Below are 24,613 nucleotides of genomic sequence, written 5' to 3'. Positions count from 1 at the left end.
AGGTATTCCCTGCCACGGCGCCGTAGTCGTCGCGCTGGCGGATTCCAGCTCCAGCAGGAGTGAGATGGTGTAGTCCCATGTTTGTATCCTCAATAAACACATTACTGTGTATTTAAAAGCGTTTATCTATCCGGTTCTGGACCGGCCTCTTAAAAGACGAAGTTAATACCGCGTGCAAAAGACAAACAACCGCTGCCGGTCTAACCAGCATCGGTTGTTTAATCAATATGCCCGTTAACTCAAGCTGCAGAAAGGTGCTAAACGCACGTGCAGCTTGATGTGTCAGGGTTATTGCAGGGGGCGTATTCTGCACCATGCAAAGGCCCAGTGGCAAGTCATACAGGCAATGATAGGAAAATTCTTTATGGTACAGAAAGTAAAGAATAGTGAACGTTAACGACCTGACCACTTCCGTGGTCGCGGCGTTAACGATTCAGCCGTCTTCAACCATAAAGGGAGTAAAGATAGCCATCGCGCTTAATGTCATAACCTGCGACATTTTTGACGACATTTGCTTTATCTTCCGCCTGCTGACTGACATTAAGTGGCCTGGTGTCACCGAACTGCGATAAAAAGCCGTCCGTCTCTTCCTGAGACTCGCTGATTTTCATCATCTGGTGAATGTCATCCTCACTGCGGACAGGTAATCGGGCAACGTTGCAAACAAAATTGAAATAGTTCTCATAATCATTGGCGCGCGCATGCTCATACTCTTCTAAGGCTGTTTTAACCGACACAAGCCCGTCGAAGGCACGACCCAGATATCCGCTAATCAATTCAGAATCACGCAGTGCATGGGTCATGCCCATAGCCGTTACCTGATCCTTGAAGCTTCCGGCATCGCCAATTAATGCCCATCCCGGCCCAATGCTTTTCCGTTGAAAGGCAACCATCTTCCCGCAGCCTTTAAAAGATTGTTCCCTTTTACCTTCACGGAGCAGCGCGGCGGTGTCCTCATCGCAGAAATCAAACGTCTTAAAGAAATTATTTTCAGCATGGCGGCTAAAATCTTTCCACCAGCCGGCCGGTCCGTAGGCTAATGCCATATGCGTACCGTCAGACGTGGGGAAGATTGCCGATCCCAGCCTGCCGCGATTGCTTATCGTCAGCCCTTCTTTTTTTATCCCGGAGTAGTAGCCAAAAAAGGCAAAAGTAGAATCTTCGCGTCGATCGTAAACTTCCGATTGCACCGCATCAGCGAATGAGGAATAACGGCCGTCGGCACCGATGACGATTTTCGCTTTTGCCTGGAAGGTATGCCCCTGCCCCGTGGTGGCATTAATACCCGTAACGACACCGTCTTCCGTCAGCAGCGAGGAAAACGTCACATTTTGTCTGATTTCCGCGCCTGCCAGCTCCGCAGCCTTGAGTAATTCATAATCGAGAAGCACTCTTCTGGGCCCGCAGTAGATATCTGTCGCGTTGTTGCAGTCATTATGAACCTTTAAAAATCTTTTTTTGATATCTTCGAGAGGTATCGAGCCTGACAGTTTCACGCCCTCAACATAAATATTCATCCTGCGATAATTCGGGGTTTTCTTTAATATCTCATCGGCAACGCCAAGCCGGTTTAAATAGGACACACCGCGCGGCCATAAAAAGTGGGTAGATAATCTGTCTCGAGGAAAAACGCTTTGATCGATTACTAAGACCTTATGCCCCTGTGACGCAAGGTGAGCGGCGGCCGATGAGCCTGCCACGCTGGCCCCGATAATAATGGCATCGAAATTTTCCATCCTGATCGCCTTCTTGTGTGGGTGTTATTCAGAATAAGTCATACTTTTTTGCCAGCTGCGCAAGAGTATCTACCGTGTCGTCAATCTGTTCATAGGTATGGCGTGCATTGACGATAAATCGTATGCGTCCGTCATTCTCTGGCACCATCGGGTAAGAGACAGGAACAGAGAAAATGCCTCTTTTGTAGAGTTCAAAACATATATTGAGTAATTTTTTTGTGTCATTGATATAAATCGGTATTATCGGCGTTTCGCTGTTTCTTAAATCAAAGCCTGACTTTTTCAAGCGCCCGCGCATATAGTCTTTCTTTTGATGCAGCACGCTAATCACTTCAGGGTTAGTCTCAATAATTTCGAGTGAAGCCAGCACCGCCGCGGCATCAGAAGGCGTGAAGCAGGCCTGAAACGCATAGGCATTGGCGCTCCACTGAAAATAGGAACTGTAGCGTCGCGACATTGCCACAAAGCCGCCTAACGATGCCGTGGCTTTTGAAAAGGTAGAAGTGATGAAATCAACCTTATCCGTGACGCCCTCGTGATAACACAAACCGCGCCCGCCGTCGCCGTAGATACCGAATGAGTGGGCTTCATCAACAAAAAGCAAAAAGTCGAAACTTTCCTTAAGCTTGACAATGTCGGCCAGAGGGCAGATATCACCGCTCATTGAGTAAGCGGATTCGACCACAACGACAACTTTGCCCCGACAATTTTCTCTTGCTAACTCAAGTTTGCTTTTCAGGTCTTCTACCGAGTTATGGGCAAAGGATATCCATTTTCGCGCTGACGACAGTTTGATCCCATCCCGGATCGAGGCATGGCTTTCATCGTCGATAATAATGTGATCGTCTTTTGCGCAGAGTGCTGCCAGCGTACCCATATTGGCCGTATAGCCCGTGGGAAATAACATCGTGGCTTCTTTACCCAGCCACTCGCTGATTTTATTTTCGATTTTTCGATGCAGAATATTCATTCCGCCTGAAACGGCCGAGGTTCCGCAACCCGTACCAAAATGGCGGACGGCGTCAACAACGCTCTCAATCACTTTCGGGTGCCTGTTCAGGCCGAGGTATAAATTTGTTGACCACACGGAACATTCTCGGGAGGCTTCACCCAGCTCCGTAGCAACCGTAGTTAAAGCGTCGCTTCCATTGCAGGTGAACGTATCAAAACTGAATATGCCCGCTTCAATTTGCTTGTGCCGTAGACCATCCATCTGTTCAGCTAAAATATCAACATCCACTAAACCTGAACGCTTTAAATTCATCATAAGCGTTCCTGTGGTGTAGCTATAAATGCAATCGCCCGTATCTTCCTGCGGGGATGTCTCTTTTAAATATGTCATTTACTTGCCTGTGTAATAAAATAGATGAAATGTTATATGTCTTCTCCGGACAGCTCATTCGCTCCCCAAAAAAGGCATCTCGCTGTAGGTTAGAGATGTAAAAATATATTTTCATCAAGATAAAATAATTATTGTTTTTTCATTACCGCCATCAAAACCGCGGATGGCGGCACGTATACCTGTTTAAAAAAAAGCCAAGACTGGAAAGAAACCATACGTGACGGGTACCTCCTATATGCATGAATACATAGACGGAGAATGAGTCGCCAAAAGAATAAGATCTTTCTTGAAATGGTAAAATTAAAACTAGAACAATAGCCGAGGCGCTTCAAGATGTTTTTTGATTTATATTTTCTTAAAATGTAACAGCGCATTTTTATGGTGATTAATTCATAACAGGACGTTATTTTTTTATTAGCCAGCCACCTTAAATTAAAAAACAAAATTAGCCCATCAGAACTTATTTAGATGCACTAAATAAACCAGATGTCAGTTAGTTAGAGTAAGTGCGTTAGGAATGAGAGAAGATAATTTTTATATTGAAATAACCAAACCTGCATAATGTGGGAAAGGAGAATATGTCGACGTTTGCGAATTTATTACCCACCGGATGCGGACGGAATAATGCGACCGCCGTATCGCGAGGCATTTAAGATCCCCGAGACACGGCAAACGCGGTAAAAATACCGCTTGCGTTTCGAGCCCCTTACGACAGCGGCATCCGTGTCGGGTCCGGGTAGCGATAGGCAAATCCCAACTCACGGCAAATTTTGCTGCCGTCGATAAGCTTACCCTGATTTTGGCTTTCGTCGGCGAGGAAGGTCGGCGGCGTCAGACCCAGCTGATTGGCCACCTGCGGATAAAACTGATTGCGCGCCGGATGTTGTGGCGCGCTCAGGTTATAGATGTGCCCGCCCTCTGGCGTCTGTAACAGCAGGGTTATTGCGGCGATAACATCGTCAAGATGCACCAAATTCACGCCCTGACATCCGTTAGCCAACCCGGTTTTTCCGGCGAGGAAGCGCCCCGGATGGCGTTTTGGCCCCACCAAGCCGGACAGGCGCAGAATGTCTACCGAGGTGCCTGGCAAATTATGCAGCCAGGATTCCAGCTCCTGTAATGTGCGCCCGGCCACGCTGACCGGTTCCAGCGGCGTGCTCTCACAGGTTTTGCCGGAGCGGTCGCCGTATACCGACGTCGAACTGGTGAAGATCATACGCGGCACATTATACGCCAGCGCGCTATCCACCAGCTGCTGTACGGCGCTAAGATACTTCCCCTCCCCGGTGGCAGTCCGGCTGGCGGGGAGCGTTATCACCAGCGCATCCACATTAAGTAACGCTTCGAGATCTTCAGCCTCACAGTTCAGTTCCGGCGTCAGCTCCAGTAGATAGCCGTCGATGCCGCTCAATTTCGCGGCATCAACGCCATCCTGAGTGGTTTTACTGCCGGTGACCCAATATCCCGCCGCCGTTAGCGACATCGCCAGCGGCATTCCCAACCATCCAAGCCCAACAATGGCGACTCGTTTCATACCTCAGCTCCCGTGAATACGGCCTTTGATGGCCCAAGGCTACGCCAGGCTTCAGCCAGAGACAACAGCATATGAATGAGAGAATCTTTCAAGATTGACAAAAAAGGGTTGCGCCTCACGTCCATTCTGGTTAGGTTATTTCTTACGAAATGAATATCCATTCATCCAAGAGAATTTTATGACACGCGTTCAGTTCAACCACCATCATCACCATCACCCTGACTAGTCTTTCAGGCGATGTGTGCTGGAAGACATTCAGGATCTTCCAGCGGTGCAGAACGCAAACTCAGCCCCCGGAAGATCGCCTTCCGGGGGCTTTTTTTTGGCCCTGGTACAAGAACAACGCTGGCTTGTAACGATAAACGCAGACAGGAAAAAGGAACGCTCACCAATGTTAGATAACACCCGTTTACGCATAGCTATGCAGAAATCAGGCCGTTTAAGCGACGAATCACGCGAATTGCTCGCACGCTGCGGTATCAAGATCAACCTTCAGCAGCAGCGTCTCATTGCCTTTGCTGAAAACATGCCGATTGATATCTTGCGGGTGCGCGATGACGATATTCCTGGGCTGGTCATGGACGGCGTGGTTGACCTGGGCATTATCGGTGAAAACGTGCTGGAAGAAGAGCTGCTGACCCGCCGCGCCCAGGGCGAAGACCCGCGTTACAAAACGCTGCGCCGCCTTGACTTTGGCGGCTGCCGCCTGTCGCTGGCGATGTCCGTTGATGATGAATACAGCGGCCCGCAATGCTTACAGAATTCACGTATTGCCACCTCCTATCCGCACCTGCTGAAAAAGTATCTTGACGAACAGCGCGTTAGCTTCAAATCCTGCCTGCTGAACGGCTCCGTTGAGGTCGCACCACGTGCTGGCCTGGCCGATGCCATCTGCGATCTGGTCTCGACCGGCGCCACGCTGGAAGCCAACGGTCTGCGTGAAGTGGAGGTGATTTACCGCTCGAAAGCCTGTCTGATCCAGCGCGATGGCGAAATGCCGGCCAACAAACAGCTGCTGATCGACAAGCTGATGACGCGTATCCAGGGCGTTATTCAGGCGCGCGAATCCAAATACATCATGCTGCACGCCCCCAGCGAACGTCTGGAAGAGATCATCACCCTGCTGCCGGGCGCGGAACGTCCCACCGTGCTGCCGCTGGCCGGTGACAAGAGCCGCGTCGCCATGCACATGGTCAGCAGCGAAACGCTGTTCTGGGAAACCATGGAAAAACTGAAGGCGCTGGGTGCCAGCTCCATTCTGGTGCTGCCGATTGAGAAGATGATGGAGTAAGACGATGGCGACCGCGATGACCCCGATCGTCTGGGCGGAATGCAGCCCAGAGCAGCAGCAGGCGCTACTGACACGCCCGGCAGTTGAAGCTTCTGCCAGCATCAGCGCCACCGTGCGTGGCATTCTCGACAAGGTAAAAGCCGAAGGTGACCAGGCGCTACGTGACTACAGCGCCGCTTTCGATAACGTGCAGATTGACGTGCTGCGCGTCAGCGAGCAGCAGATTGCCAGCGCGGCGGCGCGGCTGGATGATGAAATCAAACGGGCGATGGCCGTGGCGGTTGCCAATATTGATAAGTTTCACCTTGCCCAGCGGCTGCCTGCGGTCGATATCGAAACCCAGCCGGGCGTGCGCTGCCAGCAGCTCACCCGCCCGGTCGCGTCGGTGGGATTATATATCCCCGGCGGCTCAGCCCCGCTGTTTTCGACCGTATTAATGCTGGCAACGCCGGCGCGCATCGCCGGGTGTGGACGAGTGGTGCTCTGCTCGCCCCCGCCAATTGCCGATGAAATTCTCTATGCCGCGCAGCTGTGTGGCGTAAAAGAAGTGTTCCAGGTCGGCGGTGCCCAGGCGATTGCCGCCCTTGCCCTCGGCACCGAGTCGGTGCCTAAAGTGGACAAAATTTTCGGGCCGGGCAATGCCTGGGTGACCGAAGCCAAGCGCCAGGTCAGTCAACGCCTCGACGGCGCGGCCATCGATATGCCCGCGGGGCCGTCGGAAGTGCTGGTGATTGCTGACCAAGGAGCCACCGCAGATTTTGTCGCCTCCGATCTGCTGTCACAGGCGGAACACGGCCCCGACTCACAGGTGATCCTGCTGACGCCATGCGCAAAATTGGCCAGCGCCGTGGCCGCAGCCATCCAACGCCAGCTGGCCGAACTGCCGCGTGCGGCCACCGCTGCCCAAGCGCTGGCCAGCAGCCTTCTGATCGTCACGCGCGATCTGCAACAGTGCGTGGAGATCAGCAACCGCTACGGGCCGGAACACCTGATTATTCAAACGCGTCAGGCGCGTGATTTAGTTGATAGCATTACCAGCGCCGGGTCGGTGTTTCTCGGAGACTGGTCACCGGAATCTGCCGGTGATTACGCCTCCGGCACCAATCATGTGCTGCCCACCTATGGCTATACTTCTACCTGCTCAAGCCTCGGGCTCGCCGACTTCCAGAAAAGGATGACGGTGCAGGAACTGACGCCGCAAGGCTTTATGGGGCTGGCGGCGACGATTGAAACGCTGGCCGCCGCCGAGCAGCTCACCGCCCACAAAAACGCCGTGACGCTGCGCGTTGCCGCTCTGAAGGAGAAGCCATGAGCAACAGCATTGAAAACCTGGCGCGGGCCAACGTGCGTGCGCTGACGCCCTACCAGTCGGCACGCCGCCTCGGCGGCAACGGTGATGTATGGCTAAATGCCAATGAATACCCGCTGGCGGTGCCGTTCGAACTCAGTCAGCATACGCTGAATCGTTACCCGGAATGCCAGCCAAAGCAGGTCATCGAGCGCTATGCCGGCTACGCCGGGCTGGCAGTGGATCAGGTGCTGGTCAGCCGTGGGGCCGATGAGGGCATTGAGCTACTGATGCGCGCCTTCTGCGAACCCGGTAAAGACGCCGTACTGTTTTGCCCCCCCACCTACGGCATGTACAGCGTCAGTGCGGAGACGATCGGCATCGAGTACCGTACGGTTGCGGCCGGTGAAAACTGGCAGCTCAACCTGCCAGCCATTGCCGACCGGCTGGATGGCGTCAAGCTGGTCTATATTTGTAGCCCGAATAATCCAACCGGCAACCTGATAGACCCAGACGATATGCGCCAGCTGTTAGAGATGACGCGCGGTAAAGCGCTGGTGGTGGCCGACGAAGCCTATATTGAATTTTGCCCGCAGGCCTCGCTGGCAAGCTGGTTAAAAGACTATCCGCACCTGGTGATACTGCGCACGCTGTCAAAAGCCTTTGCGCTCGCCGGACTGCGCTGCGGCTTTACCCTGGCCAACGCCGAAGTGATTGCTCTGCTGATGAAAGTCATCGCCCCTTACCCTCTTTCTACGCCGGTTGCGGACATCGCCGGACAGGCGTTAAGCGACGAGGGGATTGCCCTGATGCGCCAGCACGTTAGCGAGCTGATTGCCACGCGTGAATGGCTGATTAGCCGCCTGCGCGACTGCGCCTGTGTCGAACAGGTTTACGACAGCACAACAAACTATATTCTGGCGCGCTTCACCGACTCCAGCCGGGTATTTAAAACCTTGTGGGAACAGGGCATTATTCTGCGTGACCAGAACAAACAGCCGGGTCTGGCAGGCTGCCTGCGCATCTCTATCGGCACGCGTGACGAGTGCGGGCGCGCCATTGCAGCATTAAAATTATTACCCGGAAGCAGCGTACCTCAGGAGCAAGCATGAGTCAGAAAGTCCTTTTTATCGATCGCGATGGCACGCTGATTGCGGAGCCACCGGAAGATTATCAGGTAGATCGGTTAGATAAGCTGGCCTTCGAGCCGGGGGTTATCCCCGCCCTGCTGTCATTGCAAAAAGCAGGCTTCGAGCTGGTGATGATCACCAACCAGGATGGTCTGGGCACCAGCAGCTTTCCGCAGGAAGACTTTGACGGCCCGCATCAGCTGATGATGCAGATTTTGAGTTCTCAGGGCGTCACCTTCAGCGATGTGCTGATCTGCCCGCACACGCCGGAAGATGACTGCGCGTGCCGCAAGCCGAAAACCAAAATGGTCACGGCGTGGCTGGCAGAAGGCGCGCTGGATTGCGCTAACAGCTATGTGATTGGCGATCGCACCACTGACGTGCAGCTGGCCAGCAATATGGGTATTACCGGCCTGCTGTACGCCAGAGAAGGGCTTAACTGGGGCGCGATTGAAGAACAGCTGACCCGGCGCGACCGCTACGCGCTGGTGGAACGCAGCACCAAAGAAACGCAGATCAAGGTCGAGGTTTGGCTGGATCGCGAAGGCGAAAGCAAAATTAATACCGGGGTCGGCTTTTTCGACCATATGCTCGACCAGATCGCCACTCACGGCGCTTTCCGCATGAATATCGACGTGAAGGGTGACCTGTATATTGACGATCACCACACCGTGGAAGACACCGGTCTGGCGCTGGGTGAAGCGCTGCTCAAGGCGCTGGGTGATAAACGAGGCATTGGTCGTTTCGGCTTCGTCCTGCCGATGGACGAGTGCCTGGCGCGCTGCGCCCTTGATATCTCTGGTCGCCCACACCTAGAGTACAAAGCCGAGTTCAGCTATCAGCGCGTGGGCGATCTGAGTACCGAAATGGTTGAACATTTCTTCCGTTCACTCTCTTACACGATGGCCAGCACTCTGCACCTGCGTACCAAAGGTAAAAACGATCATCACCGGGTAGAAAGCCTGTTTAAAGCCTTTGGCCGCACGCTGCGTCAGGCGATCCGCGTTGAAGGTAATACCTTACCCAGCTCGAAAGGAGTGCTGTAATGGACGTCGTGATCCTTGATACCGGCTGTGCCAACCTGTCATCGGTAAAATGGGCGGTTCAGCGGCTTGGCTATCAGCCCGTGGTGAGCAAAGAAGCGGATATCGTGCTCAATGCCGATAAGCTTTTTTTACCGGGCGTGGGCACCGCACAGGCGGCGATGGATCAGCTACGCGAGCGGGAACTGGTCGATCTGATCAAAGCCTGCACCCAGCCGGTATTGGGTATCTGCCTCGGCATGCAGCTGCTGGGCAGCGGCAGTGACGAAAGCGGCGGCGTGCCAACGCTGAATATCATCGACCAGCCGGTTAAGCGTATGACCGATCATGGCCTGCCGCTGCCGCACATGGGATGGAATCAGATCACCGCGCAGGCGGGCAACCACCTGTTCCGCGGTATTGAGGACGGTGCCTACTTCTACTTCGTGCACAGCTTTGCGATGCCGGTCAATGCGTTCACCATTGCCCAGTGCAATTACGGTGAGCCGTTTACCGCCGCCGTACACAAAGACAATTTCTTCGGCGTGCAGTTCCACCCTGAGCGTTCTGGTGCTGCCGGAGCGCAGCTGCTGAAAAACTTCCTGGAGATGTAAGCGGATGATTATCCCGGCGTTAGATTTGATTGATGGCAACGTGGTGCGACTGCATCAGGGCGATTACGGCCAGCAGCGCGACTACGGCAGCGATGCGCTACCGCGCTTACAGGATTATCAGGACCAGGGCGCAGAAGTGCTGCACCTGGTCGATCTGACCGGAGCAAAAAATCCGGCGGCACGTCAGACCCCGCTGCTGTCGCGACTGCTGGCTGGCGTAAACGTTCCGGTTCAGGTTGGTGGCGGCATTCGTCATCAGGACGATGTAGACGCCCTGCTACAGGCGGGCGCAACGCGCGTCGTGGTGGGTTCCACCGCCGTGAAGCAGCCAGAAGACGTGCAGCAGTGGTTCAGACAGTACGGCGCAGACGCCATTGTGCTGGCGCTGGATGTGCGTATCGACGCCGATAACCGTAAAGAAGTGGCGATCGGCGGCTGGCAGGAAGCCGCAGGGATGACGCTGGAACAGGCGATTGAGCAGTTTCTGCCGTATGGCCTGAAGCATGTGCTGTGCACGGATATCTCACGCGACGGCACGCTGGCGGGTTCCAACGTCGATCTGTACCGCGAAGTGTCGGCGCGTTATCCGCAGATTGCCTTTCAGTCCTCTGGCGGCATCGGCTCACTGCAAGATATTCGTGCCCTGCGCGGCAGCGGTGCCCAGGGGGTGATCGTCGGTCGCGCCCTGCTGGAAAATAAATTCACCGTATCGGAGGCCATTTCATGCTGGCAAAACGGATAATTCCCTGCCTTGACGTGCGCGAGGGTCAGGTTGTAAAGGGCGTACAGTTCCGCAACCACGAAATAATTGGTGATATCGTGCCGCTGGCGCAGCGTTACGCAGAGGAAGGCGCTGACGAGCTGGTGTTTTATGATATCACCGCGTCGTCGGACGGCCGGGTGGTGGACAAAAGCTGGATTTCGCGCGTCGCGGAAGTGATCGATATTCCTTTCTGCGTGGCGGGTGGCATTAAATCCGTTGAAGACGCCGCGCTGCTGCTCTCCTATGGCGCGGACAAAATTTCAATTAACTCCCCGGCGCTGGCAGACCCGGCGCTGATCACCCGTCTGGCGGATCGTTTTGGCGTGCAGTGTATCGTGGTGGGCATCGATACCTGGTACGACAGCGAGAGCGGTAAATATCATGTTAACCAGTATACCGGCGATGAGAGCCGTACCCGTGTTACCACCTGGGAGACCCTCGACTGGGTCAGAGAAGTCCAGCAGCGCGGTGCGGGTGAAATCGTACTGAATATGATGAATCAGGACGGCGTGCGCAATGGCTACGATCTGATACAGCTGCAAAAGGTGCGCGCTGCCTGTCGAGTGCCGCTGATTGCCTCCGGCGGGGCCGGCACCATGGATCATTTCCATGAAGCCTTCCGTGACGCAGACGTTGACGGTGCACTGGCGGCTTCGGTATTTCATAAACAGATAGTGAATATTGGCGAACTGAAAAAGTTCCTGATTGAAAAAGGTGTGGAGATCCGCGTGTGTTAACAGAACAACAGCTGTCCCGGCTGGACTGGGAAAAAACGGACGGCATGATGCCGGCCATCGTGCAACACGCCGTTTCTGGCGAAGTATTGATGCACGGTTATATGAATCAGCAGGCGCTGGCGGAAACATTAACCAGCGCTAAGGTGACCTTCTGGTCACGCACTAAGCAGCGTCTGTGGACCAAAGGGGAGACATCGCAGCATTATCTGCATGTGGTCAGCATCACTCCGGACTGTGATAACGATACGCTGCTGATAATGGCCAATCCGGCGGGTGCAACCTGCCACCTCGGCACGTCGAGCTGTTTCTCACCTGCCGCCGCCGACTGGACGTTCCTGTATCAGCTGGAGCAAATTCTGGCAGCGCGTAAAGATGCCGACCCGGAAAGTTCCTACACCGCGCGGCTGTATGCCAGCGGCACCAAGCGCATCGCGCAGAAAGTCGGCGAAGAGGGAGTGGAAACCGCGCTGGCCGCCACGGTTAACGATCGTGAGGAGCTGACCAATGAAGCCTCTGACCTGGTCTATCATCTGCTGGTGCTGCTACAGGATCAGGATCTGAATCTGTCGGCGGTGATTGATAATCTGCGTCAGCGCCACAAATAGCTCATTTCACCCCCATCAGGCCGGTTATCCGGCCTTTTTTGCCTTCAGGAGCCACCGTGAGCACATTTGAAAAACTGACCACCCTGCTCGATCACCATCAGGCGCGTTATCAGGTGATGGAACATGACGCTACGGGAAAATGTGACGAGGTGGCGGCAATCCGTGGCACCGCGCTGGGCCAGGGAGCCAAGGCGCTGGTGTGCCATGTCAAGGGAAACGGAGTGAAACAGCACGTGCTGGCGGTGCTAACGGCTGATAAGCAGGCCAACCTTACCCAACTGGCCCAGGCGCTGGGCGGCACACGCGCCTCGCTGGCCAGCCCGACCGAAGTCGATAACTTAACCGGCTGCGTGTTTGGCGCTATCCCCCCTTTCAGCTTTCATCCCCAACTGTTACTGGTGGCCGATCCCAGCCTGTTCAGCCGCTATCAGGAGTTGGCGTTTAATGCCGGACTGCTGGAAAAATCGATGGTGCTGAATACTGAAGATTACCGGCGTATCAGCGCCCCGCGGCTGGTTGATTTTACCCGCTAACGCTTTGCCGCTTCACATGCCCGTCTGGAGAAGGTAACTTTTAGCACTCGTTGAAATAATAAAATGAAGGGACTGATGAAAAAGAATACTCTAGCAACTTTCTGCAAGCTGGCCGCGCTGGCGCTGATGGCAGGCTGGAGCCTCGCTGCCCAGGCAAAAATTGAACAGGTCCGCTTTGCCGTGGACCCCACCTATCCGCCGTTTGAATCTAAAACGCCTAAGGGCGAGCTGATCGGCTTCGATATCGATCTCGGCAATGCGCTGTGCACCCAGATGCAGGCGAAATGTGTCTGGGTGGAAAGCCAGTTTGACGGCATGATCCCGGCGCTTAAGGCGCGTAAATTTGACGCTATCCTTTCCGATATGGGCATTACCGAAGAGCGCCTGAAGCAGATTAACTTTACCGTGCCGCTGTACGATACCCACACCCAGCTGATCGCACATAAAGGCTCCGGCCTGCTGCCCACCGCCGCATCGCTGAAAGGCAAAAACGTCGGTGTGCAGCAGGGTACGGTACAGGAACGTTACGCATTGGCCAAATGGCAGCCGCACGGCGTTAACGTGGTTGCATACGGCGACCAGGCCCTGGTAGAAAACGATCTGGTTTCAGGGCGCCTCGACGTGGTGTTTACCGATGCCGCCCAGGCAGCCATTGGCTTCCTGAAACGTCCTGAGGGGCAGGGCTTCGAGCTGGCTGGCCCGATTGTGGAGGACCCGATTATCGGACCGGGCACGGCGATTGGCCTGCGTAAAGGCGATGACGAGCTGAAGAGCGCACTGGATAATGCCTTTGCTGAAATCAAAAAGAACGGCACCTTTGACCAAATCCAGAAGAAATATTTCGCCACTGATATTTCCATTAAACAGTAAGTTTCCGGCCGTATCAGCAGGTACGGCCGTTCTCTCTTTGCAGACGGTAAAGCCATCATGCAGCAACGCCATCACTCCTTGTTGAGCGCTTCGCCGGGCACCCGGCGTGAAATCATCAGCTATCACTTTGGTCCAGAATCCCCACGTCAGGTTTACATCCAGGCCGCACTGCACGGTGACGAGCTGCCCGGCATGGCGGTCGCCTGGTATCTGAAAAACAAATTAAGCACGCTGGAAGCCGCGGGCCATGTCCGTGCGCAAATCACCCTGGTGCCGGTGGCGAATCCGATTGCCCTCGGCCAGCACTGGCACGGCACTCATCTTGGACGCTTTGATAATGCTTCCGGGCAGGACTTTAACCGCCAGTTCCCGACCATCGGCCCCGCGCTGGCTGAAGTTCTCGCCCCGCAGCTAACGCAAGATGTAATTCAAAATCAGAAACTTATCCGCCGCGCCATCAGCAGCTGGTATGCCCAACAGACGCCGACAACCGAGCTACAGTCGCAGCGCAATATTCTGATGGAGATGGCCACTCAGGCCGACCTGATGATCGATCTGCACTGCGACTGGGAGGCGCTCACGCACCTCTACACTACACCACAGGCGTGGCCAGATATCGAACCGCTGGCGCGTTATCTGGGCAGCGAGGTACAGCTGGTTGCTGACGTCTCCGGCGGTGAGCCCTTCGATGAAGCCTGCCGTGAACCCTGGGGCTATCTTCAGCACGAGCTGGGCGCAAGCTTCCCGCTGCCGCAAGGGCTACAGCCGGTCACGCTGGAGCTGCGCGGGGTGCGGGACGTCAGCCATCAGCAGGCAGAGCAGGATGCTGATGCCATCATCAACGCCCTGGCACAGGCGGGCTATCTGAACGTTTCCCCTGCCCCTCTCCCACCGTTGCTGAACGCAGCGGTTCCGCTGGCGGGCTGCGAATATCTTAGCGCCCCCCATGCGGGAGTGATACTGCATCGTCGTGATATTGGCGAATGGATCCATCCGGGAGACGTGGTGGCTGATATCCTCGACCCGATCAACGATCGGCTGACGCCGCTGGTGGCAGAATTCGGCGGAAGGCTTTACGCCCGCCACTGGGTGAGATTTGCCACGGCGGGTATGCTGGTCAGCAGACTGGCCGGGAACGGAGCCTGTAGAAGCGGGAAGTTACTGGTGCCCTGACGCAAAAAAGGCTTCCCGAAGGAAGCCTTTTCATTACGTGCGAACTACATTAGTCCAGCCATTCCGTGTGGAATACGCCGTCTTTGTCGGTACGCTTGTAGGTGTGGGCACCGAAGTAGTCGCGCTGAGCCTGGATCAGGTTAGCTGGCAGCACCGCTGAACGATAGCTGTCGTAGTAAGCGATAGCGGCAGAGAAGGTCGGCGTTGGGATACCGTTCTGCACGGCGTAAGCTACGACGTCACGCAGCGCCTGCTGGTACTCATCGGCAATGTTCTTGAAGTAAGGGGCCAACAGCAGGTTCGCGATTTCGGCATTATCTTCGTAAGCATCGGTGATTTTCTGCAGGAACTGGGCGCGGATGATGCAACCGGCACGGAAAATCTTGGCGATTTCACCGTAGTTGAGATCCCAGTTGTTCTCAGTTGAAGCGGCCTTCAACTGTGAGAAGCCCTGAGCGTAAGAAACGATTTTGCCAAGGTAAAGCGCACGACGCACCTTCTCAATGAACTCGGCTTTGTCACCGCTCACGGTCTGTACGGAAGGGCCGGACAGCACCTTAGAAGCCGCAACACGCTGGGTTTTCAACGAGGAGAGGTAGCGGGCAAACACGGATTCGGTGATCAGTGACAGCGGTTCGCCAAGATCCAGCGAGCTCTGACTGGTCCACTTACCGGTGCCTTTGTTCGCCGCTTCATCCAGAATCACATCAACCAGGTAGTTACCCTCTTCGTCTTTCTTGGTGAAGATATCTTTGGTGATGTCGATCAGGTAGCTGCTCAGCTCGCCTTCGTTCCACTCGCTGAAGGTCTTAGCCAGATCTTCGTTGCTCAGCTTCAGCGCGCCTTTCAGCAGGGAATAGGCTTCAGCAATCAGCTGCATGTCGCCGTACTCGATACCGTTGTGTACCATCTTGACGTAGTGACCGGCACCGTCTGGCCCCATATAAGCCACGCAAGGCTCACCTTCGGCAACGGCTGCAATCTCGGTTAGGATTGGCGCAACCAGCTCATACGCTTCTTTCTGACCGCCAGGCATGATTGAAGGGCCTTTCAGTGCGCCCTCTTCACCACCTGAAACGCCGGTACCAATAAAGTTAAAGCCCTGCTCTGACAGCTCGAGATTACGACGGATGGTGTCTTTATAGTAGGTATTGCCCCCATCGATCAGGATGTCACCTTTATCAAGATGCGGAGTCAGGGATGCAATCGTCTTATCGGTAGCCTCACCCGCCTGTACCATCAGCAGGATACGGCGCGGTTTTTCCAGAGAGCTTACAAACTCTTCAACGGTGTAATGTGGAACCAGCTTCTTGCCTGGATTTTCTGCGACGACTTCATCGGTTTTTTCGCGTGAGCGGTTGAAGATAGAGACTGAGTAGCCGCGGCTCTCAATGTTAAGAGCCAGATTACGGCCCATTACCGCCATACCTACAACGCCGATCTGTTGCTTGGACATTACATACTCCTGTCAGGAAGTGTGAACGAGGTGTGATACACCTCACATATGGATGCTTTAATATTAACTTAAACAGAACACACGCATAAAGCTATAGATGGCATAGGTAGAAAAAAGTATCTGGGGATAGGACAGAACGGGAATGCGCAAAATATGGCCAAAAAATAAACAAAGAAAGCTCAAATTCTGAAAAATAGTTAAGCATAATCTTAATTGACTGGCAGACTATCTGGCTTAAGGGATAAAAGATTGACTTAATAAAAGTAATGATAAATCCTATAAGAAGCCAGTATGAAAAAAAAGAATTATCTTACAAAAGGAAATAATATGCTGACAAAAAGAATAAAGTCTTTTTTATATCCTTACTTATACAGAAGGCAGGATATCAACCTACAAAAGCAAGATGCAATTATAAAAAAGCATGACGAAATGTTTCAAAGCTTAGAAAAACTAAAGATATATATAGACTACCAAAAAGATGAGATAAACAAAAAAACAGAACACTTGTGCAGTGTCAACTCTCAACTCATCATAAACCAAATGACTGTACAAAATGCGCAATTAACAAATGAAGTTGCCATTTTGAAGAATACTCTCAATGCGCTATCGCGTAAAGTGAGAAACCGCAGTGAAGTCATACACTGTCTTTTTTTAGTGCATAATGTAAGCGCATGGGACAGTCTTAGTCCGGTGTACGAAGCCATGCTTAAAGACAACGCCTTTCAACCCGTTGTTGCGAGTATAAACAAAAAATTCCCAGGCGATATAAGTTTCTCTGGTGAAGAAATCGTTGATAAGAAATTGAGTCAACTGGATATCAAACATATTCGACTTAAGTCAGAAAATTCATATGAAGATCTTGAGATTATCAAAACGATCAATCCAGACGTTATATTCAGGCAATCACAATGGGATGCAGACATCCCACCAGCATTCTCTTCAGAAGAGTTGAATTTTGCTCAACTTGCCTACGTACCGTACGAAATAATGAATTTCTTGGGCAACGTAGATCCCAACATTGAAAACAGTCAATTTCATAAAAATTGCTCAATGCTATTTGTCGCAAACAAATATGCATATGATTCACTGAAGAGTAACACCAGCATCAACGATGATCACATATATATGACCGGCCACCCCAAAGTAGAGAAGTTGCTTGCTTCAGAAAGCGAATGGCCTATTGATTGGCCAGACGAAAGAAGAAATTATAGAGTAATCTGGGGTGCACATCACAGTATCGAGCATAACTGGTCAAACTTCGGCACGTTTATGACGGTTTATCCGCAAATGCTTGACTGGGCGAAAAAGAACTCACAAGTAGATATTGTTTTTAGTCCACATCCGGCTTTGCTAACAACACTGCTTAGCGAGAAATATGACTCTGTCAGGCAAGGTATTGAGGATTTTTTCAAACAATGGGATGAATTACCCAATACATCATTGTTCACAAATGATACTTATGGCCCACTATTCCAGGCTTCTGATGCGCTCATTGTAGATGGAATAAGTTGGCTGCTTGAATACCAAATTCTGGACAAACCAGTAATATTTATTGAGCGCGATGATCACCTTCCCTTCCTGCCAAGTGGTGATATCATTGCTGAGGGTGTTTACAGAGTAGCTGGCTTTAATGATGCGGTAAAATATATCGAGGACTTGATGACAACATCAGAAGATAGTTTAAAACAACAGCGTAAAAATACCCTAAGCGAGCTGGCACATATAAAAAATGCTTCAGTAAATATCCTTAAGGTAATAAAAGAAAATTTACGTTGAAAAAAAGGGAATAAATTCTTTCGAGAGCCCAGACTAAAGGCCTATTTTTAATTCTAGCTTGCTGTCAGTCGTTTGTAGATGGCAAGTGTCTTTGCGATCACAATTTCAGAAGAAAATTTTCCAATGATAATCTCTGCTCCTCGCCTACCCATTTTCATTCTGGCCAGAGGGTTTTCAAGCAGATATTTAATACGTGCAGAAAGCGACTCGATGTCGCGCTTCCTGACCAAAAAACCATTCTGACCATCAATAATCAGACTCCCGCAACCACCACTATCATAACAAATGCAAGCGCGGCCAATTGCGCATGATTCGAGCAAAATTCTGGGGACACCTTCACTATAAATGGAGGGAAGAGCCACCAGATTTGCCTCGCGAATCAGCTCAGCGACATTATCAGACGTTCCCAGCCATTCGATCCAACCTTTCTCAGACCAGCCTTCCACTACCGGCTTGGGGATCGCGTCTTTATCACCAGGCACGATAATGCCCGCCACGAGAAGCCTGAAATTAATACCCTGCTCCTGAAGTTTCAATTTAACCTGAATCAAATCATAGAGCCCTTTGGACCATATTAATCTACTGGCAAATAATATGATTGGATTATCATTTATAGGTTCTGACTGATAAGAAAACAGATCCGTATTGATGCCTGCACCGTCAATAACAACGGTTTGAGAGACAGGTCCCTGGGTAAGTTCTAATAGTTTTTCTCTGTCACTATTGTGTTCAAAAACAAATAATGCTCTTGGGTTCTTGAGTATGATTTTATAGATCTTGGAAATAATTAATTTCAAACTTTTAAGTATAAATGTGTCGGCATCAAAAAGCCGCCCTAAGCCAACAAAACTGAGAACGATTGGTTTCTTTTTAAAAAAAGCGTACCAACCACCAATAATAATCGGTTTGATAGTAATGCAATGTAAAATGTCTGGAGACACTGCCTTCAGAATAGCTGTAAATTTATAAAGCGTTTTTATAAATTGTAATGGACTAAGTGATTGTGAATGAAAATTTATCTTATGGCACCGGAAACCTAAAATCGTAAATTTTTGATAAATGGCCTCATCATCAAAATTACAGATAATATGAACCTCGTAACCCTCATCCTTTGCAGATAAGGCTCTTTCTAACCAGTGCAAATCAAAATACCATTCTGTATTAACAAAGTAGCAAAGTTTACGCATGTAAAACACCAATCAATGGCGCCGCCCGGTTTTGAATGTTCGCCCATCGAGCATAGCTTTAAAAAGATATTTAATATATTGCAGAGGGTTGCGTTGCCTGACAGAAATAACAATATATTTAAGTAAACGCATAAAAACAAAACACAGAGAAAAAGGCGATTCAGCGCCAAAATATGACTTTGCTAATAGCAAGTTCCTGACAAGATAATACACTTTCCAATTTGGACTGATAGTTTTATTATTTTGATTTATATCATGTATGAAACTTATGTCTGGTAAATAGCGTAAGCGGGCACCACGCAGTTTGAGATGATATGAATAATATACATCATCAAAATAGATAAAGAGTTCTTCATGTATAAAATCAGCAGTTTCAGAGAGAAGATCTCTTTTAATAATCAAGCCAACAAAAGAGAAGGATATAATATCCTTAGCCAGATCGCCCTTTACACTATATGAGAATGGATCCCTTATGTATGCTATGTTTTCACTAAATGAAGAGGGATATCTTTCCCAAGGCAAATTCATTTTGCAGATAGTGCCTGATGCATCAACAACTCTGGTAGCATAAGCATCGTAATTGGTAACATCGGTCATACACGAAAAAACGTCGACAATATTGTCTTGAGGATAAGCATCATCATCATAAACGAAAACCCAATCCGCAGGTATATTGTCATGGATAAATTGGGCACCTCGTTTGAAACCACCTGCACCACCGATGTTGATCTTTAAATGCAATCGATGCAGCCGTGGATCGACAATAGTATCCAGCCATTCTTTCGTACCGTCAGTGGAAGCATTATTGACTATAATAATATCGTCAAACGACTGCTGGGCCGTCGAGGCCCAGCAGAATTTAAGCTTATCAAGACGATTGAAAGTGACAATCAATGCTACCGATCTCATCTCACATTAACCGTGAATACTGGCATCTTGTTATCTTGATTACTAAGCGACTGCAAATATATTTTAGCTGTATTTAATGCCTCAGCAATGGTCACATCCATGTCAAGATAACGATATGTTCCTAGACGGCCAATAAAAGTAATACTCTCTTCCTTTTCAGCAAGGTCCAGGTATTTATGCAACAGCGTCATTTCTCCCATCTGACGAATGGGGTAGTATGGGATATCACCTTCTTCACAGTTACGGCTGAATTCTTTATAACATACTGACTTTTCATGGCTCTCCCAAGGAGAGAAATACTTATGCTCAGTAATGCGAGTATAAGGTACATCCTGATCGCAGTAATTCATTACGGCGCATCCTTGATAATCACCATCATATTTGAAACGGTCGAAATCCAACGTTCGGTAGCCTAACCTGCCAAATTTGTTATGATAAAATGCATCTAATGGACCACTATAGAAAATATGGTCGTAGCCGCCGCGATCATCATCACTAAAATCCACATTGAGTTCGACTTGAATATTAGGATGTTCAACCATATTTTCTATCATTGAAGTATAACCTTGCTGAGGCATACCTTGGTATTTATGATTAAAATAGTTATCATCATAATTGAACCGAACTGGCAAACGCTTCAAAATTGATGCCGGTAACTCTGAGGGTTGCATTCCCCACTGTTTAAGGGTGTATCCCTTGAAAAAAGCTTCGTATAGCTCTTTACCAACAAATTTTAGCGCCTGCTGCTCAAACGTTAAGGGAGTCTCAATAGTTGAGTCTCCTTTGCTCGCGATCAGAGCTTTTGCTTCATCTGGACTACATGTTTTATTAAAAAATTGATTAATTGTATGTAAATTAATTGGCAATGAAAAAACTCTATTCTTGTAGGTTGCCTTAACTCTATTAATATAAGGCATCATCACAGAATATTGATTAACAAAATCCCACACTTCTTTATTGTCTGTGTGAAAAATATGTGGGCCATAGGTATGCACCATAACATTTGTTTCCTGATCTCGAGCGTCATAGCAGTTGCCAGCAATATGGCTACGACGATCAATAATCCGGATTTTATGCCCACACTCAGCCAGCTTCCGTGCAATAACAACACCAGAGAAACCAGCTCCCACAATCAAAATATTTTTTTGCATTTTTAATCCTAACCTAAAATACTACGTCTTATTCTATAATATACACGGGCAATGTCGCTTCGGCGCTGCGAACCTCGTGGTGCTATTTTATCCAAATAGGGCATTAATTTTCTTTTTATCTTTGTCTGTAATAAATCCACATTGATTGATTGAGTGTGTTGTACTGTGGCGGGGATCGACGATTGAATAAGTCTGGAATAGACTTCAAGCTCCCAGGGAGTGCCCTGAATATTTTTAATGAAATTATCGTAATAATCGACCTTATCTGTATTCCATGGCTTATTCTCACCTGCAAAGTGAATCATCTTGGGATTTTTACGAGCTTTCAGATACCGACTGTAGGTAGCAAACTTAAGATTTGGGTAAAAGGTATCTGTATGCCCGTTGCCATGATATACATTCCATTCCAAGGGTAAGAAGTGAACCCGTCCATGGAAGACCTTATTCATTATATCTTGATCAAGGAACCAGAAACTCTGCCCCTTCAACTCCTTCATTAACTTCGAGAATACATTCTCTTTATTCATTTCTTCAATATTGAAAACCATAATACCGCCCTGAAAATACTCTTCAGGTTTGCTTAGGCCGAGTTTACCCTTTAGATATTCGCCAGCAGTTTGTATCCCGGCATCAGATTCCGCAATATTCCCAAATTTAACAAAGCCTTCCATCACGATATCCTGAACAGCAGCCACCAGATTATCACCCAGAGGAATATCTATCAGTTCGGCAAGATCACTCTCTACAACCGTGTCAGTATCGATAAACAATACTTTTTCGAAACTTCTGAAAAGACGAGGGATGAAAAGTCGGGAATAAGTGGCAATGGTGAAAGGAGGCCTTATATAGGCATCTTTAATCTCATCAAAAGCATGAACGTTAAAGAAACGTACGCTGAAATTGCTCAAATTATGTATTAAAGATAGCACGCGACTTTTATTTCTTTCGGAAATGCCGTTATCTAATATAACTAAGTCGTAGTTTTTATCGATGTTTGCGTGATTTATTATTGATTTAATTAATCCACCTAACGACATCGCATAATTGTCATCAGAACAAATGACTATCGGTACTGCATTTTCGAGATACTTCGGTGCAACATAACTATTAAATGTTTCTTTCTTTATAAAAGTACGTTGTATTTCTTTTAACTTGAGCTTCGAATCACCTGTTTTCTTTATAATAAAGATATTAAAGAGTCTCTCAGATAAATGGCCAAAAACTCTTTTTTCTTGCTGAGAATAGTTTTTGAAATAAATTTCATCTTCAAGATTATCTAATATAGAGAAAAGCCATTCAGAGTATTCAATAAACAGCTCTCGTTTCATCACATACATATTAGTGTAATAACCAACGTGCGAATCATTGAATTTAGATGCTGCTGTTTTGTACTCTGGATACATTTCGATTAGTATATCTAGTACATTTTGATAATCTTCAATATGTAGATGATCAGAAGCCCTATAATGTTCATAATTATTGGTGTTTCCAGCTGCCTTAACCGACCATAGTTTAGGAACTAGCAGATCGGCATCGCCGATGCACTTTTTGATAGAATCCTCATTTAATCCGAATTCACTTTCGTATTCAGCATTAATTTCAGGATAATTTACCATCCCCCATACATCTTCATCTTTGTGTTGATCGTTAGAAAAGTTGAAGTGTCTTCGATAGTGCATAAAGCCGACATAATCTGAGATTTCAGCATTTTTCCACACCCAGTAATGGGCGGTCAACTCACAGTAAAAGGGATTTTTGAACGAAATATTTTCCCCACTGTCATCCCCTGGGCAACAAATTTCATCTAAAGAATTAGATTTGCCTACATGGAGAGGTTTAATTACTGGAGAGCTTAAAAAAGCACTCGGCTTGTGATGCGAAGTGTAGATTGAAACATTCATTTTATGTGTAGACTCTTCGTGAAATTTTATGCCATTGCGATTTTATAAGCATTGATAACTTCGCTTGAATTGCCAGTCATTTTTAGACGATGATTTTCTATCCAGATGACACGATCACAAATTTTTTCTACATCTGATAAATTATGACTGACAAAAAGAATTGTGACGCCTTTGCTTTTAAAAGCATTTATAGTGTTGATACATTTTTTCTGGAACGCAATATCTCCGACTGCCAAAACCTCGTCAATAATTAAAATATCTGGATCTACCTGTGAGATAACAGAGAAACCTAGTTTAGCCAACATTCCACTGGAATATACGCGTATTGGTTCATCAATGAACTCGCCTAATTCCGAGAATTCTATAATCTCATTTATACGAGATTTAAGCTCTTTGCGTCTTAACCCCAAAAGTGTAGCATTGAGACGGATATTTTCTCTTCCAGTCAACTCTGGGTGAAAGCCACCACCGAGTTCCAACATCGATGCCACACGCCCAACAACGTTGACCTTGCCTGTTGTTGGCTTCATAACACCAGCAACCAAACCGAGAGTTGTACTTTTACCCGCACCGTTTCGGCCGATTAAAGCGACAGATTCACCCTTCTCAATTTTGAAATTTATATCTTCTATAGCAAGATAGCTGCGCCCACTTAACAAACTCAGTGCTCTTCGTGGATTAAATAGCAGCTCTTTTATGCCAGATCCAATATGATGATAGAGCGGGTATGTTTTAGTTACATTGGCAAATTCGATCACAACACTCATTATAAAATCTCTGCAAATCTATGTTTAAGCTTGTTGAAGATTGAGCTACCGATAAGTAAAGAAATCGCAGCATAAGCATAGAGTTCGGCCACTAAAGGGTAGTTTATTGTGTTATGCATAAATAATTCACGCCAGCTCGTTATCATTGATGCGAAGGGATTATATTCCACCAACCAACTATACTCTTGTGGGATCATCTCGGCAGAATATAAAATAGGCGTGCAATAGAATAGCAACATTATGCCAAGACTTATAAACCTCTCTAAATCACGAAAAAACAGATTTAGTGTCGAAAGCATTAGGGCTACGCCAAGCATTAATATTATTTGCGCCATACCAATTAAGGGGACGCCCCAAAGCCAGTCGAGAGATGGGCTCATGTCATAGATATATAGAAAAACAAGAATGACTGGTATCGTAAAAAGAAAGTGTAAACACTCCATTAATACGTTGCTGAGCGGTATCACTGAACGTGGAAATACTGTTTTTTTAATGATTTGGGCATTTGACAAAAATGAAAAGAGCGCATTCCCGGTTGAACTGGCAAACCATTGCCATGGAAATAATCCAGTGATAATAAAAACGGTATAGTTAGGTATTTGAACTCTCATTATAAGCTTGAAAATAAAGAAATATATCATGGCAAATAATAAGGGGTTAGCTATAGACCAAAGATACCCAAAGAAGCTGCTCTTGTACCTGACTTTGAGTTCTTTTTGAGTTATGACTGTTACCAGATCATAAAGGTATCCTATACTAAGCTTCATAAATTTCTCATCATTTAGTTACTTCACGGGAAACGTTATACAGATTCATCATCAACTGGAG

23 protein-coding genes and 1 other annotated feature are annotated in these 24,613 nt (G+C 48.8%); of the genes, 13 read left to right on the top strand and 10 right to left on the bottom strand.

What is annotated here, in order from left to right; genetic code table 11:
* Positions 1 to 443: 443 nt before the first annotated feature.
* The 3 genes from ETA_RS07880 to ETA_RS07870 all read right to left on the bottom strand — a co-directional run bounded on the left by ETA_RS07880 (position 444) and on the right by ETA_RS07870 (position 4,612).
* A complete protein-coding gene (locus ETA_RS07880; RefSeq protein WP_012441099.1) occupies positions 444 to 1,736 on the bottom strand; it encodes an NAD(P)/FAD-dependent oxidoreductase in 1,293 nt (430 codons plus the stop codon).
* 28 nt (positions 1,737 to 1,764) lie between these two features.
* Complete coding sequence (locus tag ETA_RS07875) at positions 1,765 to 3,078, bottom strand: aminotransferase class I/II-fold pyridoxal phosphate-dependent enzyme (RefSeq protein ID WP_012441098.1); 1,314 nt, start codon at positions 3,076 to 3,078, stop codon at positions 1,765 to 1,767.
* A gap of 706 nt (positions 3,079 to 3,784) precedes the next feature.
* Positions 3,785 to 4,612: an SDR family oxidoreductase gene (locus tag ETA_RS07870; protein ID WP_012441097.1), complete on the bottom strand. Its 828-nt coding sequence runs from the start codon at positions 4,610 to 4,612 to the stop codon at positions 3,785 to 3,787.
* A 178-nt stretch (positions 4,613 to 4,790) separates the two neighbouring features.
* Between ETA_RS07870 and hisL the strand changes: the two genes are divergently transcribed.
* The 12 genes from hisL (at position 4,791) to ETA_RS07815 (ending at position 14,638) form a co-directional block, all read left to right on the top strand.
* Positions 4,791 to 4,838 (top strand): his operon leader peptide, encoded by a 48-nt coding sequence (hisL, locus tag ETA_RS19905; RefSeq protein WP_100396937.1) that lies wholly within the window; start codon positions 4,791 to 4,793, stop codon positions 4,836 to 4,838.
* Positions 4,814 to 4,936, top strand: a sequence feature (His leader region). It overlaps the preceding gene by 25 nt.
* Positions 4,937 to 5,003: 67 nt before the next feature.
* Complete coding sequence (gene hisG, locus ETA_RS07865) at positions 5,004 to 5,903, top strand: ATP phosphoribosyltransferase (RefSeq protein ID WP_012441096.1); 900 nt, start codon at positions 5,004 to 5,006, stop codon at positions 5,901 to 5,903.
* A 4-nt stretch (positions 5,904 to 5,907) separates the two neighbouring features.
* Complete coding sequence (gene hisD, locus ETA_RS07860; protein ID WP_012441095.1) at positions 5,908 to 7,215, top strand: histidinol dehydrogenase; 1,308 nt, start codon at positions 5,908 to 5,910, stop codon at positions 7,213 to 7,215.
* Positions 7,212 to 8,303, top strand: a complete 1,092-nt coding sequence (hisC, locus tag ETA_RS07855; protein ID WP_012441094.1) for a histidinol-phosphate transaminase — start codon at positions 7,212 to 7,214, stop codon at positions 8,301 to 8,303. The genes hisD and hisC overlap by 4 nt, the downstream gene beginning before the upstream one ends.
* The gene (hisB, locus tag ETA_RS07850) at positions 8,300 to 9,367 is read left to right on the top strand and encodes a bifunctional histidinol-phosphatase/imidazoleglycerol-phosphate dehydratase HisB (RefSeq protein ID WP_012441093.1); all 1,068 of its coding nucleotides are present in this window, start codon (positions 8,300 to 8,302) and stop codon (positions 9,365 to 9,367) included. Before hisC ends, hisB begins: the two co-directional genes overlap by 4 nt.
* Complete coding sequence (hisH, locus tag ETA_RS07845; RefSeq protein ID WP_012441092.1) at positions 9,367 to 9,957, top strand: imidazole glycerol phosphate synthase subunit HisH; 591 nt, start codon at positions 9,367 to 9,369, stop codon at positions 9,955 to 9,957. The genes hisB and hisH overlap by 1 nt, the downstream gene beginning before the upstream one ends.
* Before the next feature lie 4 nt (positions 9,958 to 9,961).
* Positions 9,962 to 10,699: a 1-(5-phosphoribosyl)-5-[(5-phosphoribosylamino)methylideneamino]imidazole-4-carboxamide isomerase gene (hisA, locus tag ETA_RS07840; RefSeq protein ID WP_012441091.1), complete on the top strand. Its 738-nt coding sequence runs from the start codon at positions 9,962 to 9,964 to the stop codon at positions 10,697 to 10,699.
* Positions 10,681 to 11,457, top strand: coding sequence for an imidazole glycerol phosphate synthase subunit HisF (gene hisF / locus ETA_RS07835; protein ID WP_042958794.1), 777 nt, complete (start codon positions 10,681 to 10,683; stop codon positions 11,455 to 11,457). Before hisA ends, hisF begins: the two co-directional genes overlap by 19 nt.
* Complete coding sequence (gene hisIE / locus ETA_RS07830) at positions 11,451 to 12,062, top strand: bifunctional phosphoribosyl-AMP cyclohydrolase/phosphoribosyl-ATP diphosphatase HisIE (protein ID WP_012441089.1); 612 nt, start codon at positions 11,451 to 11,453, stop codon at positions 12,060 to 12,062. Before hisF ends, hisIE begins: the two co-directional genes overlap by 7 nt.
* A 56-nt stretch (positions 12,063 to 12,118) precedes the next feature.
* Positions 12,119 to 12,595: a YbaK/prolyl-tRNA synthetase associated domain-containing protein gene (locus tag ETA_RS07825; RefSeq protein ID WP_083772838.1), complete on the top strand. Its 477-nt coding sequence runs from the start codon at positions 12,119 to 12,121 to the stop codon at positions 12,593 to 12,595.
* Between the two features lie 75 nt (positions 12,596 to 12,670).
* Complete coding sequence (locus tag ETA_RS07820) at positions 12,671 to 13,465, top strand: ABC transporter substrate-binding protein (RefSeq protein ID WP_012441087.1); 795 nt, start codon at positions 12,671 to 12,673, stop codon at positions 13,463 to 13,465.
* 57 nt (positions 13,466 to 13,522) lie between these two features.
* Entirely contained in the window at positions 13,523 to 14,638 is a 1,116-nt protein-coding gene (locus ETA_RS07815) for a succinylglutamate desuccinylase/aspartoacylase family protein (protein ID WP_012441086.1), read from the top strand.
* 49 nt (positions 14,639 to 14,687) lie between these two features.
* Here the strand turns inward: ETA_RS07815 and gndA are convergent, their stop codons facing one another.
* On the bottom strand, positions 14,688 to 16,094 hold the full coding sequence (gndA, locus tag ETA_RS07810; protein ID WP_012441085.1) for an NADP-dependent phosphogluconate dehydrogenase: 1,407 nt from the start codon (positions 16,092 to 16,094) through the stop codon (positions 14,688 to 14,690).
* 327 nt (positions 16,095 to 16,421) lie between these two features.
* On the opposite strand from gndA, the gene ETA_RS07805 reads away from it, so the two are divergent.
* Positions 16,422 to 17,870: a hypothetical protein gene (locus tag ETA_RS07805; RefSeq protein WP_042959298.1), complete on the top strand. Its 1,449-nt coding sequence runs from the start codon at positions 16,422 to 16,424 to the stop codon at positions 17,868 to 17,870.
* Between the two features lie 53 nt (positions 17,871 to 17,923).
* Here ETA_RS07805 and ETA_RS07800 read toward each other — a convergent pair whose 3' ends face one another.
* The 6 genes from ETA_RS07800 to ETA_RS07775 are packed head-to-tail and all read right to left on the bottom strand — an operon-like array spanning position 17,924 to position 24,552.
* Positions 17,924 to 19,057 carry a glycosyltransferase family 4 protein gene (locus ETA_RS07800; RefSeq protein ID WP_012441083.1) on the bottom strand — a complete coding sequence of 378 codons (1,134 nt, stop codon included), beginning with the start codon at positions 19,055 to 19,057 and terminating at the stop codon, positions 17,924 to 17,926.
* 12 nt (positions 19,058 to 19,069) lie between these two features.
* Complete coding sequence (locus ETA_RS07795) at positions 19,070 to 19,966, bottom strand: glycosyltransferase (protein ID WP_012441082.1); 897 nt, start codon at positions 19,964 to 19,966, stop codon at positions 19,070 to 19,072.
* Positions 19,963 to 21,117 carry a UDP-galactopyranose mutase gene (glf, locus tag ETA_RS07790; RefSeq protein ID WP_012441081.1) on the bottom strand — a complete coding sequence of 385 codons (1,155 nt, stop codon included), beginning with the start codon at positions 21,115 to 21,117 and terminating at the stop codon, positions 19,963 to 19,965. Before glf ends, ETA_RS07795 begins: the two co-directional genes overlap by 4 nt.
* 8 nt (positions 21,118 to 21,125) lie before the next feature.
* A complete protein-coding gene (locus tag ETA_RS07785; RefSeq protein WP_012441080.1) occupies positions 21,126 to 23,018 on the bottom strand; it encodes a DUF4422 domain-containing protein in 1,893 nt (630 codons plus the stop codon).
* Positions 23,019 to 23,044: 26 nt separating this feature from the next.
* Positions 23,045 to 23,785, bottom strand: coding sequence for an ABC transporter ATP-binding protein (locus ETA_RS07780; protein WP_012441079.1), 741 nt, complete (start codon positions 23,783 to 23,785; stop codon positions 23,045 to 23,047).
* Positions 23,785 to 24,552, bottom strand: coding sequence for an ABC transporter permease (locus tag ETA_RS07775; protein ID WP_012441078.1), 768 nt, complete (start codon positions 24,550 to 24,552; stop codon positions 23,785 to 23,787). Before ETA_RS07775 ends, ETA_RS07780 begins: the two co-directional genes overlap by 1 nt.
* Positions 24,553 to 24,613: the final 61 nt, after the last annotated feature.

The sequence above is a fragment of the Erwinia tasmaniensis Et1/99 genome (assembly GCF_000026185.1).
GTDB lineage: Bacteria > Pseudomonadota > Gammaproteobacteria > Enterobacterales > Enterobacteriaceae > Erwinia > Erwinia tasmaniensis.
This window is presented reverse-complemented; position numbering and strand designations above follow the sequence as displayed.

Bases quoted from the DNA above. Each gene is read 5' to 3' on its own strand.
- ETA_RS07805 (WP_042959298.1), top strand. From the start codon at position 16,422: ATGCTGACAAAAAGAATAAAGTCTTTTTTATATCCTTACTTATACAGA.
- hisD (WP_012441095.1), top strand. From the start codon at position 5,908: ATGGCGACCGCGATGACCCCGATCGTCTGGGCGGAATGCAGCCCAGAG.
- ETA_RS07875 (WP_012441098.1), bottom strand. From the start codon at position 3,078: ATGACATATTTAAAAGAGACATCCCCGCAGGAAGATACGGGCGATTGC.
- hisG (WP_012441096.1), top strand. From the start codon at position 5,004: ATGTTAGATAACACCCGTTTACGCATAGCTATGCAGAAATCAGGCCGT.
- ETA_RS07800 (WP_012441083.1), bottom strand. From the start codon at position 19,057: ATGCGTAAACTTTGCTACTTTGTTAATACAGAATGGTATTTTGATTTG.
- hisC (WP_012441094.1), top strand. From the start codon at position 7,212: ATGAGCAACAGCATTGAAAACCTGGCGCGGGCCAACGTGCGTGCGCTG.
- hisB (WP_012441093.1), top strand. From the start codon at position 8,300: ATGAGTCAGAAAGTCCTTTTTATCGATCGCGATGGCACGCTGATTGCG.
- hisF (WP_042958794.1), top strand. From the start codon at position 10,681: ATGCTGGCAAAACGGATAATTCCCTGCCTTGACGTGCGCGAGGGTCAG.
- ETA_RS07815 (WP_012441086.1), top strand. From the start codon at position 13,523: ATGCAGCAACGCCATCACTCCTTGTTGAGCGCTTCGCCGGGCACCCGG.
- ETA_RS07870 (WP_012441097.1), bottom strand. From the start codon at position 4,612: ATGAAACGAGTCGCCATTGTTGGGCTTGGATGGTTGGGAATGCCGCTG.
- ETA_RS07785 (WP_012441080.1), bottom strand. From the start codon at position 23,018: ATGAATGTTTCAATCTACACTTCGCATCACAAGCCGAGTGCTTTTTTA.
- hisH (WP_012441092.1), top strand. From the start codon at position 9,367: ATGGACGTCGTGATCCTTGATACCGGCTGTGCCAACCTGTCATCGGTA.
- ETA_RS07775 (WP_012441078.1), bottom strand. From the start codon at position 24,552: ATGAAGCTTAGTATAGGATACCTTTATGATCTGGTAACAGTCATAACT.
- ETA_RS07820 (WP_012441087.1), top strand. From the start codon at position 12,671: ATGAAAAAGAATACTCTAGCAACTTTCTGCAAGCTGGCCGCGCTGGCG.
- ETA_RS07795 (WP_012441082.1), bottom strand. From the start codon at position 19,966: ATGAGATCGGTAGCATTGATTGTCACTTTCAATCGTCTTGATAAGCTT.
- glf (WP_012441081.1), bottom strand. From the start codon at position 21,117: ATGCAAAAAAATATTTTGATTGTGGGAGCTGGTTTCTCTGGTGTTGTT.
- gndA (WP_012441085.1), bottom strand. From the start codon at position 16,094: ATGTCCAAGCAACAGATCGGCGTTGTAGGTATGGCGGTAATGGGCCGT.
- hisA (WP_012441091.1), top strand. From the start codon at position 9,962: ATGATTATCCCGGCGTTAGATTTGATTGATGGCAACGTGGTGCGACTG.
- ETA_RS07880 (WP_012441099.1), bottom strand. From the start codon at position 1,736: ATGGAAAATTTCGATGCCATTATTATCGGGGCCAGCGTGGCAGGCTCA.
- ETA_RS07780 (WP_012441079.1), bottom strand. From the start codon at position 23,785: ATGAGTGTTGTGATCGAATTTGCCAATGTAACTAAAACATACCCGCTC.